General features: G+C 75.8%; 13 protein-coding genes. 3 read left to right on the forward strand and 10 right to left on the reverse strand.

Translation table 11 applies throughout. The annotated features are described in order from the left end of the window. Positions 1 to 55 precede the first annotated feature (55 nt). The 6 genes from WMF20_RS45170 to WMF20_RS45195 form a co-directional block, all read right to left on the reverse strand. Complete coding sequence (locus tag WMF20_RS45170) at positions 56 to 499, reverse strand: hypothetical protein (protein ID WP_437607955.1); 444 nt, start codon at positions 497 to 499, stop codon at positions 56 to 58. 13 nt (positions 500 to 512) lie between these two features. Beyond that, a complete protein-coding gene (locus WMF20_RS45175; protein ID WP_437607956.1) occupies positions 513 to 1,589 on the reverse strand; it encodes a DUF2894 domain-containing protein in 1,077 nt (358 codons plus the stop codon). Between the two features lie 161 nt (positions 1,590 to 1,750). Further along, a complete protein-coding gene (locus WMF20_RS45180) occupies positions 1,751 to 2,383 on the reverse strand; it encodes an OmpA family protein (protein ID WP_437607957.1) in 633 nt (210 codons plus the stop codon). Positions 2,384 to 2,501: 118 nt separating this feature from the next. After that, positions 2,502 to 5,825 carry a hypothetical protein gene (locus tag WMF20_RS45185; protein WP_437607958.1) on the reverse strand — a complete coding sequence of 1,108 codons (3,324 nt, stop codon included), beginning with the start codon at positions 5,823 to 5,825 and terminating at the stop codon, positions 2,502 to 2,504. 18 nt (positions 5,826 to 5,843) lie between these two features. Next, the gene (locus tag WMF20_RS45190) at positions 5,844 to 6,653 is read right to left on the reverse strand and encodes a hypothetical protein (RefSeq protein ID WP_437607959.1); all 810 of its coding nucleotides are present in this window, start codon (positions 6,651 to 6,653) and stop codon (positions 5,844 to 5,846) included. A 195-nt stretch (positions 6,654 to 6,848) separates the two neighbouring features. Further along, complete coding sequence (locus WMF20_RS45195; RefSeq protein WP_437607960.1) at positions 6,849 to 8,978, reverse strand: prolyl oligopeptidase family serine peptidase; 2,130 nt, start codon at positions 8,976 to 8,978, stop codon at positions 6,849 to 6,851. 456 nt (positions 8,979 to 9,434) lie between these two features. On the opposite strand from WMF20_RS45195, the gene WMF20_RS45200 reads away from it, so the two are divergent. Then, positions 9,435 to 10,244 (forward strand): hypothetical protein, encoded by an 810-nt coding sequence (locus WMF20_RS45200; protein ID WP_437607961.1) that lies wholly within the window; start codon positions 9,435 to 9,437, stop codon positions 10,242 to 10,244. Between the two features lie 119 nt (positions 10,245 to 10,363). Here WMF20_RS45200 and WMF20_RS45205 read toward each other — a convergent pair whose 3' ends face one another. From WMF20_RS45205 to WMF20_RS45220, 4 genes are all read right to left on the reverse strand, one after another. Further along, entirely contained in the window at positions 10,364 to 10,822 is a 459-nt protein-coding gene (locus WMF20_RS45205) for a hypothetical protein (protein WP_437607962.1), read from the reverse strand. Continuing rightward, on the reverse strand, positions 10,819 to 11,202 hold the full coding sequence (locus WMF20_RS45210) for a phage holin family protein (protein ID WP_129580045.1): 384 nt from the start codon (positions 11,200 to 11,202) through the stop codon (positions 10,819 to 10,821). The genes WMF20_RS45205 and WMF20_RS45210 overlap by 4 nt, the downstream gene beginning before the upstream one ends. Before the next feature lie 189 nt (positions 11,203 to 11,391). Next, positions 11,392 to 12,276, reverse strand: coding sequence for a peptide chain release factor N(5)-glutamine methyltransferase (prmC, locus tag WMF20_RS45215; protein ID WP_437607963.1), 885 nt, complete (start codon positions 12,274 to 12,276; stop codon positions 11,392 to 11,394). Further along, positions 12,273 to 13,697, reverse strand: coding sequence for a phosphomannomutase/phosphoglucomutase (locus WMF20_RS45220; protein ID WP_437607964.1), 1,425 nt, complete (start codon positions 13,695 to 13,697; stop codon positions 12,273 to 12,275). The genes prmC and WMF20_RS45220 overlap by 4 nt, the downstream gene beginning before the upstream one ends. A 197-nt stretch (positions 13,698 to 13,894) precedes the next feature. Between WMF20_RS45220 and WMF20_RS45225 the strand changes: the two genes are divergently transcribed. Together WMF20_RS45225 and rsmD are read left to right on the forward strand one after the other, a co-directional pair. After that, positions 13,895 to 15,046, forward strand: coding sequence for a PEGA domain-containing protein (locus WMF20_RS45225; RefSeq protein WP_437607965.1), 1,152 nt, complete (start codon positions 13,895 to 13,897; stop codon positions 15,044 to 15,046). Positions 15,047 to 15,095: 49 nt separating this feature from the next. Then, complete coding sequence (rsmD, locus tag WMF20_RS45230; protein ID WP_437607966.1) at positions 15,096 to 15,641, forward strand: 16S rRNA (guanine(966)-N(2))-methyltransferase RsmD; 546 nt, start codon at positions 15,096 to 15,098, stop codon at positions 15,639 to 15,641. Positions 15,642 to 15,795 lie beyond the last annotated feature (154 nt).

Below are 15,795 nucleotides of genomic sequence, written 5' to 3' on the forward strand. Positions count from 1 at the left end.
GTTTCCAACGTCTGGCGCTGCCGCGGCGCGGCGGCCGCGGGGCGGGGCGGGCGCGTCACGGGACCGCGAGCCGCTCGGCGCCGCCGCCGGAGCACGCGCTGAGCGCGAAGCCGAACCGGTCCTCGGTGCCCTCCTGCATGATGCGCTCGAGGTTGCGGCAGGTGTGGCGGAAGACGCCCTGGAGGGCGTAGCGATCCTTGCTGTCCACGACGACCACGACGCCGGTGAGCGTGACCTCGAGGTGGTAGGTGACGGGGTCGCCTTCGATGGTGTACCGCGTCGTCGTGAACTCCGACGGCTCGCGGGTCTTGTACGCTTGCCAGATGCACTCGCGCGCCGCGCCGTTGTAGCCGTTGCCGTGCTTGACGACCTCGGTGCCGCACTGCTTGAGGGGCGGCGTCGCCGGCCCGCTCGGCGCCTTTTCGGGCGCGGAGGAGCAGGAGGCGGCGAGCAGGGACAGCGCGAGGGCGGCGAGCAGTCGGCCTGGCGAGCGGGGCATGGCGACTCCTTACCTAACGCGATCCGCGAAAAAGGGATTCTTTTTTTCGGACGGACCGGCCGGACCCGCGGCGCGGGGCGGCGTCGGCGGCGGTCCGCGGGGCGGCCTTCTTTCGGGCGGGCTTGGCGGGCTTGGCGGGCTGCGGCTCGAGCGCGGCGGAGAGGGCGCCGAGGTCCTGGAGGCTGGCGACGAGCGCGCGCAGGTAGTGCGCGGAGAGCCGCTCGGCGGCGCAGAGCGCCCGGGCGGCGAGCACCTGGGCGTTGTAGGGGCCGGCGTCCTCGGGCACGTTGTCGGCGGCGCGGGCGACGGCGAGCGTCGCGCGGGCGCTCACCAGCGACTCGTGGAACAGCGCCGTGGAGAGGGCGTTGCTGAGCGCCTGGGCTTGCCGCTTCACCCGGCGCTCGACGACATCGCCGTCGCACGGGAGCTCGGCGAGATCGCGCGCGAGCGGCGCGGGCAGGCGGACGTCGCGCGCGGCGGCCTCGCCGCGGAGGCGCGCGAGCGAGGGCACGGCGGTCGTCTGCCGCTCGGCGGCGAGCGCGCGCAGGCGGCGGCGCGCGGTCCGCGCGACGGCGGGGAGGTCGCCGAGCGAGAGCGCCGCGGCCAGCGCGCCGTCGTCGGGGATGCCGGCATCGGCGAGGGCGCGGAGCTGGGCCTCGGCGTCGGCGCGGGCGCGGTGGAAGGCGGCCTCGAGGGCGGTGAGCCGCGCCGAGGCGCGGGCGTCGAGGCGCGCGCGGGCGCCGCCGTCGAGGGCGCGGGCGCGCTCGAGGAGCGCCTCGATGAAGCGGTAGCTGGCTGGATCGAAGCGGTGGGCGCCGGAGGCGCGGAGGGCGGCGAGGCGCGCGGCGGCGGGGGCGGGAGGCCCGGGTTGGGGGGCGGCCGACCCGGGTTGGGGGGCGGCGGCCGACCCGGGTTGAGGCGCCGCGGCCGACCCGGGTTGAGGCGCCGCGGCCGACCCGGGTTGAGGCGCCGCGGCCGACCCGGGTTGAGGCGCCGCGGCCGACCCGGGTTGAGGCGCCGCGGCCGACCCGGGTTGGGGGGCGGCGGCCGACCCGGGTTGAGGCGCCGCGGCCGACCCGGGTTGAGGCATCACGGTTGCCAACCGGAGTTGCGGTGGACGTGGTTGCGGTTGGCGGCGCCCCGACCGAGGTTGCGGCTCAGACCCGTCGACCGACCGAGGTTGCGATTGAAGACGCCGCTGGCGGTCCTCGGGCTCCACCGCCGCCGGAGAAAAATCCGACGTGGATGCCATCAGGGCGCGCTCCGCCGTGGAATGGGCGAGATCTCCACGCGACGGTTCTTCGCCCGGTTCTCGCTTGTATCGTTGGGCGCCACCGGGTGCCGCTCGCCGAAGCCGGCCGCGAACAGCGCCGTGTCGGGAACGCCCGCCGCAGCGAGCGCGCGCGTCACCGTCAGCGCGCGCTGCGCCGAGAGCTCCCAGTTGTCCGCATAGCCACGGGACGAACTCGTGAGCGGCCGGTCGTCCGTGAAGCCGCTCACCATGATCAGCTCGTCATGATGCTCGAGGTACGCCTTCAGCGGCTCGGCCAGCGCGCGGAGCAGCGCGATCCCCTCCGGCTGAAGCTCGGCCGAGTTGAGCTCGAACAGGATGCTCCCGCGGATCCCGATGCGCCCCTCCGTCAGCGTGATCCTCCCCTCGGCGAGCGGTCCGGCCAGCGCGCGCTCGAGCGCCTCCAGGCGCGCGCTCTCTGCGGCGCGGGTGGCGCGCTCGGCGGCGAGATCGCGGGCCAGATCGACCTGGAACGAGATCGCCCACACGAAGAAGAGCACGAACAGGCCGAAGAGGCAGGCCATGAGGTCGCCGAAGACCGGCCACACCGCGGCCTGCTCGGTCGCCTCGTCCTCGGCCGGCATCAGGGACATGGCCGAGCTCTCCTCGCGGCGGGCGCCGCGGATACCGGCGCGCCCTCGCGGCCCCGCATGGAGCAGGCGACCTCGGGGCGCGAGGTGCCGGGCGCCGACGGAGGCGAGGAGCGGCGCATCAGCTCGTCCTGCTCCTCAGCGCCCGCAGCTCCGAGAAGAGCTCGCGCTGAAACTGCAGCGAGTGATCGAAGACCTCGCGGGTCTGGTCGAGGTAGGCGCCGAGGAGGTCCGTCGCCTCCCCGTGCTCACGGCGCTCGATCGCGTCCTCGATCGCGCCGAGGCTGTTCAGCCATCGATCGCTGGCGTCGCGGTAACGATCGACCGCGACGGTGAACATCTCGGCCACCGCCGTCATCTCGGCGCCGCCGGCGCGCACGAGCTCCGATGCCTCGCGCACCACCGCCGCGGTCGCCTCGAGGCTCTCCCCGAGCCCGCGGGCGTGGGCGCTGAGCCGCTCGGCCAGCCCGTCGGCCGCCTCCCGCCGCGCCCCCTCCAGCCGCTCCTCGAACGACAGCAGCCGCGCCGCTTGCTCCTCCAGCAGCGCCCGCGCCGCCTCGCCCAGCGCCGCCACCCGCGCCTCCGCCCGCTCCTCCCGCTCCGCCGCGCTCCGCTCCGCCGCCTCCGCCAGCGCCGCCACCCGCCCGGCCTGCTCCCGCGCGCTGCCCGCCATCGCCGCCGTCGCCTCCGACAGCTTCTCCAGCAGCGCGTCCAGCCGCCCGTCCCGCGCCGCGTCCGCCTCCGCGCGCGCCGACAGCCGCTCCGACGCCTCCCCGATCAGCCGCGCCGCCGCCTCCGGCGCCGCCTGCGCCGCCCGCGCCGCCTCCGTCAGCGGGCCCGACAGCGCCTCGCCCAGCGCCGTCAGGTGCGCCGCTCGCGCCGCGTCCTGCTCCGCCTGCCGCGCCGCCGCCTCCGCCGCGCGCGCCGACTGCGCCTGCTCCAGCCGCTCGATCGCCTCCCCCACCACCCCGGCCAGCCGCTCCGCCTGACCTTCCAGCCGCACCGCCGACTCGGTCTCGAGCTCGCGCCGGCGCACCGCGGCCTCCCGGTCGAGCCGCTCCAGGTGCTTCGCCGCGCCCTCCTCCATCCGCTCCAGCCTCGACGCGACCCCCTCCTCCATCCGCTCCAGCCGCTCGCCGAGCCCGCGGGCGTGGGCGCTGAGCCGCTCGGCCAGCCCGTCGGCCGCCTCCCGCCGCGCCCCCTCCAGCCGCTCCTCGAACGACAGCAGCCGCGCCGCCTGCTCCTCCAGCAGCGCCCGCGCCGCCTCGCCAAGCGCCGCCACCCGCGCCTCCGCCCGCTCCTCCCGCTCCGCCGCGCTCCGCTCCGCAGCTTCCGCCAGCGCCGCCACCCGCCCGGCCTGCTCCCGCGCGCTGCCCGCCATCGCCGCCGTCGCCTCCGACAGCTTCTCCAGCAGCGCGTCCAGCCGCCCGTCCCGCGCCGCGTCCGCCTCCGCGCGCGCCGACAGCCGCTCCGACGCCTCCCCGATCAGCCGCGCCGCCGCCTCCGGCGCCGCCTGCGCCGCACGCGCCGCCTCCGCCAGCGGGCCCGACAGCGCCTCGCCCAGCGCCGTCAGGTGCGCCGCTCGCGCCGCGTCCTGCTCCGCCTGCCGCGCCGCCGCCTCCGCCGCGCGCGCCGACTGCGCCTGCTCCAGCCGCTCGATCGCCTCCCCAACCACCCCGGCCAGCCGCTCCGCCTGACCTTCCAGCCGCGCCGCCGACTCGGTCTCGAGCTCGCGCCGGCGCACCGCGGCCTCCCGGTCGAGCCGCTCCAGGCGCTTCGCCGCCCCCTCCTCCATCCGCTCCAGCCGCGACGCGACCCCCTCCTCCATCCGCCCCAGCCGCGACGCGACCCCCTCCTCCATCCGCTCCAGCCGCTCGCCGAGCCCGCGGGCGTGGGCGCTGAGCCGCTCGGCCAGCCCGTCGGCCGCCTCCCGCCGCGCCCCCTCCAGCCGCTCCTCGAACGACAGCAGCCGCGCCGCTTGCTCCTCCAGCAGCGCCCGCGCCGCCTCGCCAAGCGCCGCCACCCGCGCCTCCGCCCGCTCCTCCCGCTCCGCCGCGCTCCGCTCCGCCGCCTCCGCCAGCGCCGCCACCCGCCCGGCCTGCTCCCGCGCGCTGCCCGCCATCGCCGCCGTCGCCTCCGACAGCTTCTCCAGCAGCGCGTCCAGCCGCCCGTCCCGCGCCGCGTCCGCCTCCGCGCGCGCCGACAGCCGCTCCGACGCCTCCCCGATCAGCCGCGCCGCCGCCTCCGGCGCCGCCTGCGCCGCCCGCGCCGCCTCCGTCAGCGGGCCCGACAGCGCCTCGCCCAGCGCCGTCAGGTGCGCCGCTCGCGCCGCGTCCTGCTCCGCCTGCCGCGCCGCCGCCTCCGCCGCGCGCGCCGACTGCGCCTGCTCCAGCCGCTCGATCGCCTCCCCCACCACCCCGGCCAGCCGCTCCGCCTGGCCTTCCAGCCGCGCCGCCGACGCGGCGTCCGCCTCCCGCCGCGCGCGCGACTCCTCGTCGAGGCGCCGCTCGACCGCCTGCAGCGCGCCGCCCGCGACCGCGCCGGCGCGCTCCACCGCCTCGGCCAGGAGGGGCTTCACCACGCCGGCCGCCACGTCGGCGGTCTGCCGGAGGCCCGCCGCGATGTCGCCGCGGATCTCGGCCGCCGCCGCCGCGAACGAGGCGGCCGCCTGGCGCGCGCCCTCGACCTGCACGGCCACGAGCCGCTCCTCGAGGCGCTCGAGCCGGGAGGTGGCCTCGCGCAGCGACGCCGCCGCGGCAGGGAGCGCCTCGCCCTGCCGCGCGAGCGCCTCCAGCGCCGCGAGCTGCCGCCCCGCCACCGTCAGCGCCGCGAGCGGGCCCGCCGCGTAGGCGTGGAGCGCGGCCGCGGCCGCCGCCTCGGCGCGCCGCACGAGCACCGCGCCGAGCCCCAGCATCGCCGACCCCGACACGCCCGCCGCCGAGGTGCCGAACGCGCGCGACAGGCCCTGCATCGGCGCGGCCAGGCTCTCCCGGAGCGCGTCGACGTCGGCGCTCAGGGTCAGCGCCTCGCGCGCCCCCCGCAGCGTCTCGAACAGGCCGAGGAACGTGCCGAGCAGCCCGATCATCACGAGCAGCCCGACGAGGTACGACGCGAACGTCGCGCCGGCCGGAGGCAGCGCCGCGCCGGCGATCCGCGCCTCGAGCAGCGCCCGGAGCGGCGCGCTGCTCTGCTCGATCGCGGCGCGCGTCGCCGGCCGCGGCAGCGCGGCGAGCTCGCGCTCGATCCGGGCGGCCCGCCCCGCGCGCGCGAACAGCTCGAGCGTGCCGAACACCAGCCCGAGCGCGATCAGCAGAACGAGGCGGTACGCGAGCGGGTCCGTCCCGCGGTAGACGACCGCCGCCCGCCCCACCAGGGCGAGGCCGATCCCCCCGGTGAGGAGCACCAGGAGCCGCGTCGTCCACTGCCGCGCCGTCGCGAGCCGCATCGTGAAGCCCCTCGCGGGCTACGCCGGCGCGCCCGCCGCCGCAGCCCCGTCGACCAGCGAGAGGAGCCGGCCCGCCTCGTGCGCGAGCACCGCCTGGACCACGAGCTCCATCCGCTGGAGCTCCCGCCGGAGCCACTCGTCCTGCGCGAACCAGGCCGCGACGTGCTCGACGTCGACGGCCTCCGGCAGCGCGCCCACGGCCGCGCGCAGGCCCCGCGCGAAGGCGCGCGCGAGCCCGGGGACGAGCTCCGCAAGGGCGCGCTCGCGCCGCTTCTGGGTGGCGGCGGCGATCGCGGCGTCGAGCCGCTCGAGCCGCGCCGCGTCCGGGCCGAGCGCCCGCAGCGACGGCGCGAGCTCCTCGCGCAGCGCGCGCGTCTCGAGCCGGATGCGGCCGAGGTGGCGGCTCGCGAGCTCGCCGAACGGCTCCCAGAGCTGGCCGGCCGCGGACGCGAGCGGGCGCGCGCCGCGCTCGCGGGCGGCGCGCGCGGCCAGCACCCCGGTCTGCTCCAGCGTCGCGAGCACCGCCGCCGCGTCGGGCAGCTTGTTCCGCCGGTGGAACGGGGTGGCGAACACGTGGTCGAGCGCCGCCGCGAGCTCGCCGAGGCGATCCGCGGCGAGCGCGCGGACCTCGGCGCGCGCGCCGGAAGCCGCCGCGGGCGGCGGGGCGGCGGGCCGGTCGAGGAGCGAGAGCTCGCGCGCGAGCGCGACGCTCCCGTGCAGATCCATGAGCCCGGCGAGGACCGCCGCCGGATCGGAGAGCTCCGCGCGCGGCGCGCGCGTCCCGTCCGCCAGCGCCGAGGCGGCGGCTGCGAGGGGACGCGAGATCAAAGGCCCGGGCCGCGAGGACCCGGCTCCGGGGTGAAGCATTCGCACGGCCGCGCGTTGTTAGCCGTCGCGGCGCGGAGCCGCAAGCCTGTCCGTCGCGCCCCGCGCCCCGCGCCCCGCGCCTGCGCGCCTGCGCGCCCGCCGCGCCTGTCGTCCCTCGCGCCCGCCGCGCCTGTCGCCCCTCGCGCCTCGCGCCGCTCACCTGTTTGTCGGCGCCTGCCCGTTCGTGGCCCACAGCGCGAAGGAGAGCTGGTCGGCGCCCTTCGCGACGGCTGCCTTGATGAGGTCCGCGCCGCCGTGCCCGGCGTTCCGCTCGATGCGGAGCAGGACCGGGCCGCCCGCGCTCGCCGCCTGGAGCGCGGCGGCGAACTTGCGCGCGTGCATCGGATCGACCCGATCGTCGCTGTCGGCCGACAGCAGGAGGACGGCCGGATACCTCGTCCCCCGCTTGACGTGGTGATACGGGGAGTAGGCGTAGAGCGCCTTGAACTGCGCTGGATCGTCGGCGGACCCATACTCGCTGATCCACGTCTTGCCGGAGCCGAACAGGTGGTATCGCACCATGTCGAGCAGGGGGACGCCGCAGAGGACGGCCCCGAACAGCTCCGGCCGCTGGGTGAGCGCCGCGCCGACGAGCAGGCCGCCGTTCGAGCCGCCCTGGATGGCGAGCCGCTCGGGGCGCGTGTATCCCTCGCGGACCAGGTGCTCTGCCGCGGCGATGAAGTCGTCGAAGACGTTCTGCTTCTTGAGCAGCATCCCGTCCCGGTGCCACGCCTCGCCGTACTCGCCGCCGCCGCGCAGGTTGGCCACCGCGTACACCCCGCCCCGCTCGAGCCACGGGTAGATCGAGGCGGTGAACGCCGGGGTCTGCGACATCTGGAACCCGCCGTAGCCGTAGAGCAGCGCGCGGGAGCTCCCGTCCTTCCTCATGTCCTTGCGGCGGACGATGAACATCGAGATCTTCGTGCCGTCCTTGGACGGGAAGAAGGTCTGCTCGACGGTGAACTGCGACGGGTCGACCGGCACCTCGACGCGCGCGTAGAGCTCGGTCCGGCCCGTCTTGATCGAGGTCGCGTGGATCTCCTGGGGTGAGGTGAACGACTCGAACGAGAAATACGCCTCGTCCTCGTCGGGCAGCCCGGACGGGCCGCCCACGGTGCCGATGCCGGGCAACGGGACCTCGCGGACCAGCTTGCCGTCGAGCGTGCGCACCTCGACCCGGCTCGAGGCGTCCTTGAGGTAGCTCAGCGCGAGGTGCCCACCCAGGATGGAGACGCTGTCCAGGATGGCGTCGGAGCGCTCCGGGACGATCTCCTTCCACGCGGCGCGCTCGGGCCTGTCCGGGTCGACCTCGAAGAGGCGGTAATGGGGCGCGCCGTCGTCGGTATGGACGTAGAACCGATCCTTGTAGACCTCGACGCTGTAGTGCGCGTCGCGCCCCACGGCGAGCGGCTTGTCCACGTCCCGACCGCCCGGCCTGCGGAGATCGCGAAAGTAGACGTCGGTCGAGGTCCACCCGTGGGCGACGGTGAGCACCAGGAAGCGGCCGTCCTTGGACAGGAGCGCGCCGAGGAAGGTCGTCGGATCGCCCGTCCTGCCGCGCACCACGCGATCCTGCTTCGGATCCTGGCCGAGCCGGTGGAAGCGAACCTCCGCGTAACCGGGCCGCTCGGCGACCGGGATCGACGGGTCGGTGGGGAGCCAGACGTAGTAGAAGCCGTCGCCGGAAGGCGTCCACGACGCGTACGCGTATTTGCCCCCTTCGATGACGTCCACCTCGGAGCGCTTGCCGGACGCGACATCCATCACATGGAGGGTCGCTTCATCCGAGTTGTTCTTCTGGACCTTGTAGGCGACGTTCTTGCCGTCCCACGACACTTCCCACCCGCCCAGCGAGACGCTGCCGTCGTCAGACCAGCTGTTCGGGTCGAGCAGCGGGCGCTCCTCGCCGCTCTTTCCTTCCTTCCAGTAGACGATCGACTTCTCTTTCGTCGCGTGCCTCCGGCTCAGGAAATATCGACCCCGGCGGTGGCGCGGCGCGGACACCGCATCGATGTAGAAGAGCTGCTTGAGCCTCGACGCGATCGCGTCCCGCTCGGGGAGCCGCGCGAGCTCGGCGCGGGTGAACGCGTCCTGAGCCTGCATCCACTCTTTCACGTGCGGCGCGCCGCCGTCCTCCAGCCAGCGGTAGGGGTCGGCGATCTCGACTCCCTGGACGGCGTCTTTCACCGAAACGGCGCGGGTGAGCGGGTACGCGGGGCGGAGAGGATCGGCGGGCGTCGGCGCGGCGCTGGCCGCAGCGGGGTGCGATGAGGAGCTTGCGGTCATGGTGGGACCCGTTCGATGTGCCTTGGCACCTCCGCAGGCGCCAGCGAGGAGCGCCGTGAGGAGCAGGCAGGGAGAGGCCTTCATGGGACGGCGAGCATACCGTGCCCCAGGCGACGGGGGCAGGCGAGTTCGCCGCGCGCGATCGAGGATCGAGCGCCCCTCGCGCGACGCGCCCCCTGGCGAGCGCCGCGTCGTGCCGCCGGCAGGTCATCCGGCGAACCGGATCTCCGATGGACTCGCTTCAAGCATGCTTCTCGTTCTGTCCCGACATGCGGTCCGTCGCAGGGCTGGATGCTGCGGCAGCGCCGCGCCGACGCGCGGCGCCCGCCCGCGCGTCGACGACGAGAGCGCGCGGTCCTGGCGCGCCCCGCGCCGGCGTCGGGGGGCGCGCCGATCGGGACAGGCCATCGGATTGCGATGCCGGAGGCCCCCGTCATCGTATAGGAAAGGGAGCCCATGGCGACGTCCCTCCCCCTGCGGCGTGCGGCCGCGCTGCCGGCGCTCCTCGGCCTCGGCCTGCTCCATTCCACCGCATCGGCGCAGGAGGCGGCGCCCGGGGGCGCGGAGAGCCCGCCGCCCGCGAGGGACGCGAGCGCCGCCGCCGCGGCCGCGCCACCGCCGGGGAATGCGGTCCCCGACCCCGGCGGCGCGGATCCGCAACCCGGCACGGCCCCGCGGTTCGCCGGGGATGCGCCCACCGCGGACCCGCTGTTCGCGCCAACGAAAGCGGTGCGGCGCAGCGGGTTCGCCGCCGGCGTCGCGGGAGGCCTCACGCTCGGGAGCGCCGCAGGATTCCCCAATGATGTTCAGAAGATAGGATACGAGCGCTACTACACCGAGACCGGCGTCGGCATCGGCGGCGGCGGTTACGTCTGGCTCGGCGGGGTGCTCGCGGACTGGCTCACGTTCGGCCTGGCGTTCGGCGGGCACGGCCTGAGCGCCGCGGAGCATGGCACCCTGGCTGGCGGGGTCATGTTCCACACCGAGGCATTCCCGCTCTTCTCGCTCGGGGAGCGCTGGAGAGAGGTGGGTGTCATCGTCGATGCTGGCACCGGCGTGGCCTACACGACGCCGGACGGCAGCGACACCGACGTCATCGACGGTGCCCTCCCGGCCCGCATCGGCGGCGGCGTGTTCTACGAAGGAATCCGGCTCTGGAAGGTGTCGATGGGCCCGTGGCTCTACGCCGATTACACCTGGAGCACGTCCGTCCGCCAGCCAGGGCTTTACCTCGGCTGGCGCACTGCCCTGTACACCGGGCCCTGACCCGATCGCCGCTGCCCCGCTCCCGCATCACACGTCGGCGCTCCCCGTCACACCGCTCACGCCCGCACGTCGTCCGCACTCCTCAACAGCCGTAGGCCCTCGGGGGACCTGGTCGTCGTCTACGCCTGCAGCTCCGGCGCCCGCCGCCGCACCAGCGCCTCCCGCCCCGGCGGCGCCAGCGTGAGCCGGATCCCGCGCCGGATGAGCTGCATCGCCGCGAAGTACGCCGCCCCCACCAGGATCTTCCGCCCGATCTCGCGCGGCACGCTCGGCTTCCCGCGCGGCGCCACCCAGTCCGGGTGCCGCCAGGAGCGCACGAGCGCGCGGACGCGCTCGGCCCGCAGCCGCTCGTCGCGCGCCCGCGCCCCCCGGACCAGCGCGATCACCGCCGCGCCGCCCAGGATCGCGAGCAGCAGCCCTCCGGCCGCCACCCCGGCCCCGTGCCGGCGCACCTGGGTCTTCACGTCGAGGAGCGCGTGGCGCCGCCGATCGATCACCTGGATCGTGTGCAGCAGCCGGTCGCGCAGCTCGTCCGCCTTCCGCTCGAACTCCTCCCGCTGACCGTTCAGCCCCTTCATACGACGCGCTCCCGGACCAGCCGCACGTCCGACCCGAGGCGGCCGCGCGTCCGCTCGAGCGGCCTCCTCGGCGCGCGCCCGTAGCCGACGACGCCCACCACGACCGCGAGCGCGATGAGCCCGAGCCCGATCAGCAGCGCCGGAAGCGGCCCCGGCGAGATCGCCAGCGCGATCGCGACGAGCACCAGCGCCACCCCGAGCAGCGCCGCGGCCGCCGCCGCGCCGAGCGCGACGCCCGACGTCTTCGCCCGCGAGATCTCCTGGTTGATCTCGTCGCGCGCCAGCGCGACCTCGACCTCTATCAGCTCCCTGGCCTCGGCGATCGCCTCCTTCACGAGATCGGCCGTCGAGCTCTCGGGCCTGGGATCCACCTGCCTCATGGGACACCTCTCCGCCTCACAGGATGAACGCGCTCGGGAGCGGAGCAGGCAGCCGCCAGCGCACGGTCGCCGCGGAGCCCCCGCCTCCGACCGCGCCACGCGGTGCATACGGCACGCCAGCCCCATCCTCGCGCAGGCGCGCGCGCGCTGCGCGGCCGCCGGCCAGCGTCCGCCCGCCGCGGCGGGCGCTCAGGGCAGGACGCCGGAGACGACGCGCTCGTGGCCGCCGTAGTCGAGGTTCCTCGCGACGTCGACGAACCCCGCCGCCGCGAAGAGCTCGGCGACCTCGCCCGCCTTGCCGGCCTCGACCTCCACCGCCAGCACGCCGCCGCCGGCGAGCCGCGCCGGCGCGCCCGCGACGATGCGGCGCGTGAAGGCGAGCCCGTCCGCGCCCCCCGCGAGCGCGAGGTGAGGCTCGTAGCCGCGGATGTCGATCTGCAGCGCGGCCACGTCCTGGTCCGGGATGTACGGCGGGTTCGCGGTGATCAGGTCGAAGCGGAGCCCGGGCGGCACGCCGGCGAACAGATCCGAGCGCAGGAACCCCGCGTTGACGGCGCCGAGGCGGAGCGCGTTCTCGCGGGCGACGGCGAGCGCGCCGTCCGAGATGTCGATGCCGAGGACGCGGCTGGTGGGCCGCTCGCAGGCGAGGCTCACCGCGACGCAGCCGGAGCCGGTGCACAGATCGAGCACGCGCGCGGAGAGCGCGAGCTGCCTCGTCCGGGCGAGGCCGACCTCGACCAGGATCTCGGTGTCGGGGCGCGGGATGAGCACGCGCGGATCGACGCGGAACGGGCGGCCGTAGAACTCCCGCACACCGAGCAGGTAGGCGACCGGCTCGCCGGCGCGGCGGCGCTGGTGCAGCTCCCGGTAGGCGGCGAGCTCGGCCCTGTCGAGCGGCCGCTCGGCGTCGATGAGCAGCCCGACGCGATCGATGCCCAGCACCTTGCCGAGCAGGAGCTCGGCGTCGAGGCGCGCCGAGGACGCGCCGCGCTTCCTCAAATCGCCCGAGGCCCACGCGATCACGCGGCGGATCGTCCAGGGCTCGTTCTGCGGCTCGACGTCGGGCTTGGTCACGGGAGCGGGGCAGCGACGGCGTCGCGGACGGCGGCGGAGACGACGGCCTCGACCTCGGCGCGGATCGCGTCGCGATCCGCGACCGACCGGGCCTCGAAGCGCAGCACGAGGATCGGACCGGTGTTCGAAGCGCGGCAAAGGCCCCAGGCCCCGCCGCCGAAGTCGATGCGCGCGCCGTCGATGTCCACGACCGGACGGACGCGGCGGAAGTGCTCGGTCACGCGGCGCACGACCTCGAACTTCACGGCGTCGGGGCAGTCGACCCGGATCTCGGGGGTGGCGAAGGTCTCCGGCACGTCGGCGAGCAGATCGCCGAGCGGCCGCTGCGCCCGGGCCACGATCTCGAGCAGGCGGACCGACGCGTAGACCGCGTCGTCGAACCCGAACCACCGGTCGGCGAAGAACATGTGCCCGCTCATCTCGCCCGCGAGCAGGGCGCCCTCCTCTTTCATCTTGGTCTTGATGAGCGAATGGCCCGTCTTCCAGAGGATGGGGCGCCCTCCGCGCGCGGCAACGTCCGCGTAGAGCGTCTCGGAGCACTTCACCTCCCCGAGCACGGCCGAGCCGGGGCGCTCCGCGAGGAGCGACCGCGCGAACAGGAGCAGCAGCTTGTCCCCCCAGATCACCTCGCCGCGCTCGTCGACGACGCCGATCCGGTCGCCGTCGCCGTCCCACGCGATGCCGAGCGCGGCGCCGGTCGAGAGCACGCGGGCGCGGAGCGCCTCGAGGTTCTCGGGCACGGTCGGGTCCGGGTGGTGGTTCGGGAACCGGCCGTCGATGTCGCAGAAGAGCGCGTCCGGCGAGAAGCCGAGCGCCGTGAGCGCGCGGACGCCGAGCGGGCCGGCCGCGCCGTTGCCGGCGTCGACCACGAAGCGCACGTCGGTGCGCGACAGGCGGGCCGCCGCGCGCACCGCCTCGACGTAGTCGGCCGCGAGGTCGACCTCGGTGAGCGCGCCTCTTACCGCCGCCGCCGCTGGCGCGCGCGCGGCGCCCTCCTCGATGAGATCGGCGAGCGCCTGGATCTGCTTGCCGAAGAACGACGCCTTGCCGCGCATGAGCTTGAACCCGTTGTCCGGCGCCGGGTTGTGGCTCGCGGTGATCATGATCGCGCCGTCGGCGTGGAGGTGGTGCGCGGCGAAGTAGAGCAGCGGCGTCGGCCCGACGCCGGCCGAGATCACGTCGGCGCCGCCCGCGAGCAGGCCCTCCGTGAGGGCGGAGAACAGCCGGCCGCTCGAGAGGCGGCCGTCCCGGCAGACCGCGACCCGCGGGCGGGCGCCGCCGGACGGCGCCCCGGCGGCGAGCTCGCGGCCGAGGAGCAGGGAGAAGGCGGCGCCGAGCTCACGGGCGAGCTCGCTCGATAGGTCGCGCTCGGCGTCGCCGCGGATGTCGTACTCGCGGAAGATGGTTCGGGGGACCTTCATAGACCACGCGGAGGGACGCTCGGCGACGCGCTGCAGCGCCGGCCGGCGCGGAGGATGCTCTGACACGGCGCGATCGTGGGTGAAACGAAAAACGCTCGCCGCGGCGCGGGCCTCCGGCACGCCGGCCCGCCGGCCCACCAGATTGCGTTCCTGGCCGCCGGCCGGGTAAGTTGGGCCCCGTGGGAGCCCAGGACCGCATGATGACGCGCGCACAGAGGACCGGCCTCGCCGCCGTGCTGGCCCTCTCCGCCTGCCTCGCCTGCAGCGAGGTCGCGCTGGCGGCGGAGCCGTCGCCCGCCGCCCTGCCGATCACGGTCGTCGCCATCCGGACCGACGACGCGTACGACCAGGCGGGCGCGCTGACCCAGGCGCTCCGCTCCGCCATCAAGGAAGCCCGGGGGTGGTCGGTCGGCGAGGGGGATTTCTCGCTCGAGGTCCTCACGCTCTCGCTGCAGTGCCCCGATGTGCCCGACGACGGCTGCCAGACGCGCATCGCCGACCACATCCGGAGCGACCGCTATCTCTGGGGCGTGCTCCGCAAGAGCGACACCAACGTGGAGGGCTCGCTGAACCTCTGGACCCGCGGGAAGCCGACCGCGAGCGTCCCGGTGAAGTACAGCGCGAACCTCACCGAGGCCAACGACGAGCCGCTCCGGAAGATCGCGGCGGACGCGATCGCGTCGCTGACCGGCGGACCGCCGATGGGGTCGCTCCGCGTGAGGACGGGCGCCGCGCAGGCGAGCGTGCTCATCGACGGAAAGCCGGCCGGCAACGTGCAGAACGGCGAGGGGACCTTCCCGGTCACGGCCGGGCCGCACCGGGTGCGCGTGAAATCGGCCGGGTTCCTCGACTCCGAGGCGTCGGTCGTGGTCGTGCCCGTGGCCACGACCGACCTCGCGCTCAGCCAGATGCCCGCCGAGCCGTCGCAGTCCAACTGGAGGCGGATCGGCGGGTTCATCGGCCTCGGCGCGGGGGCGGCGTTCGGGACCGTCGCCGTCATCAGCTCCGTCCAGGTCGCCAGCATCCAGAGCGACCCGCAGTACGAGGCCTACCGGGCGCTGTTCACCACCGAGGTCGGCGACGTGTGCGCGCTCGAGCAGCGCGAGGCCATCCGGGGCGACATCACCGCCGACGCGAGGACGGCCGACGCGGGCATCCGGCTCTGCGAGAAGACGGACACGTTCATGGGGCTCCAGTACGTCTTCTACCCGCTGGCCGTGGTCTCCGCGGGCCTCGGCGCCTACCTGCTCGTGACGAGCGACAGCCGGAGCGGGGACCGCGCCGGCTGGACCGTGCAGCCCAGCGTCGGCGTCGGCGCGGGCGGCCTCGACGTGACCTACCGCTGGTGAGCCGCGCCGCCCGTTCCGCGCGCCGGGGGCCCGGGGAAGGGCGACGATCATGCGGGTGATCGCCGGCCGGCTCGGCGGGCGGCGGCTCGCCGCGCCCCGCGGCGAGGGCACGCGGCCGACCGCGGACCGCGTGCGCGAGGCGCTCTTCTCCTCGCTCGGCGACGTCACCGGCGCGCTCGTCTGCGACCTCTACGCCGGCACCGGCGCGCTCGGCATCGAGGCGCTCTCGCGCGGCGCGCGGCGCGCGGTCTTCGTCGAGAGCGGCCGGCCCGCGCTCGCCACGCTCCGCGAGAACCTCGCCGCGCTCGGCCTCGCCGACGCGGCGCGCGTCGTCCCGCTCCCGGTCGAGCGCGCCCTCGACCTGCTCGCCGACGAGGGCCCCTTCGATCTCGCGCTGCTCGATCCGCCGTACGCCGCCCTGGCCAAGGCCGCCGCCGCGGCCGCGCGCCTCGCCGGGCCGCTCGGGTTGCTCGCCCCGGCCGGGCGCCTCGTCCTCGAGCACGCGCGCCGCGATCCTTCGCCGGAGATCGCCGGGCTCACCTGCGCCGCCATCCGCACCTACGGTGACACCGCGGTGTCGTTCTACGCGCGCTGAACGGCCGTCCGCGTGGAGCCAATATGTTCATCCAGGGCGCATCCAGTTTCCTGGCGCGCTTCCCTGGCCACCCTTGTAGACTCGCCTCCCGCCGGACGCGCCCGCGTCTCGGCTCCGGCGCACAGGGCCCGCCGACGCGGCCGGCCCCGCGTGC

The organism is Sorangium sp. So ce834 (assembly GCF_051521425.1).
Taxonomy (GTDB): domain Bacteria; phylum Myxococcota_A; class Polyangia; order Polyangiales; family Polyangiaceae; genus Sorangium; species Sorangium cellulosum_D.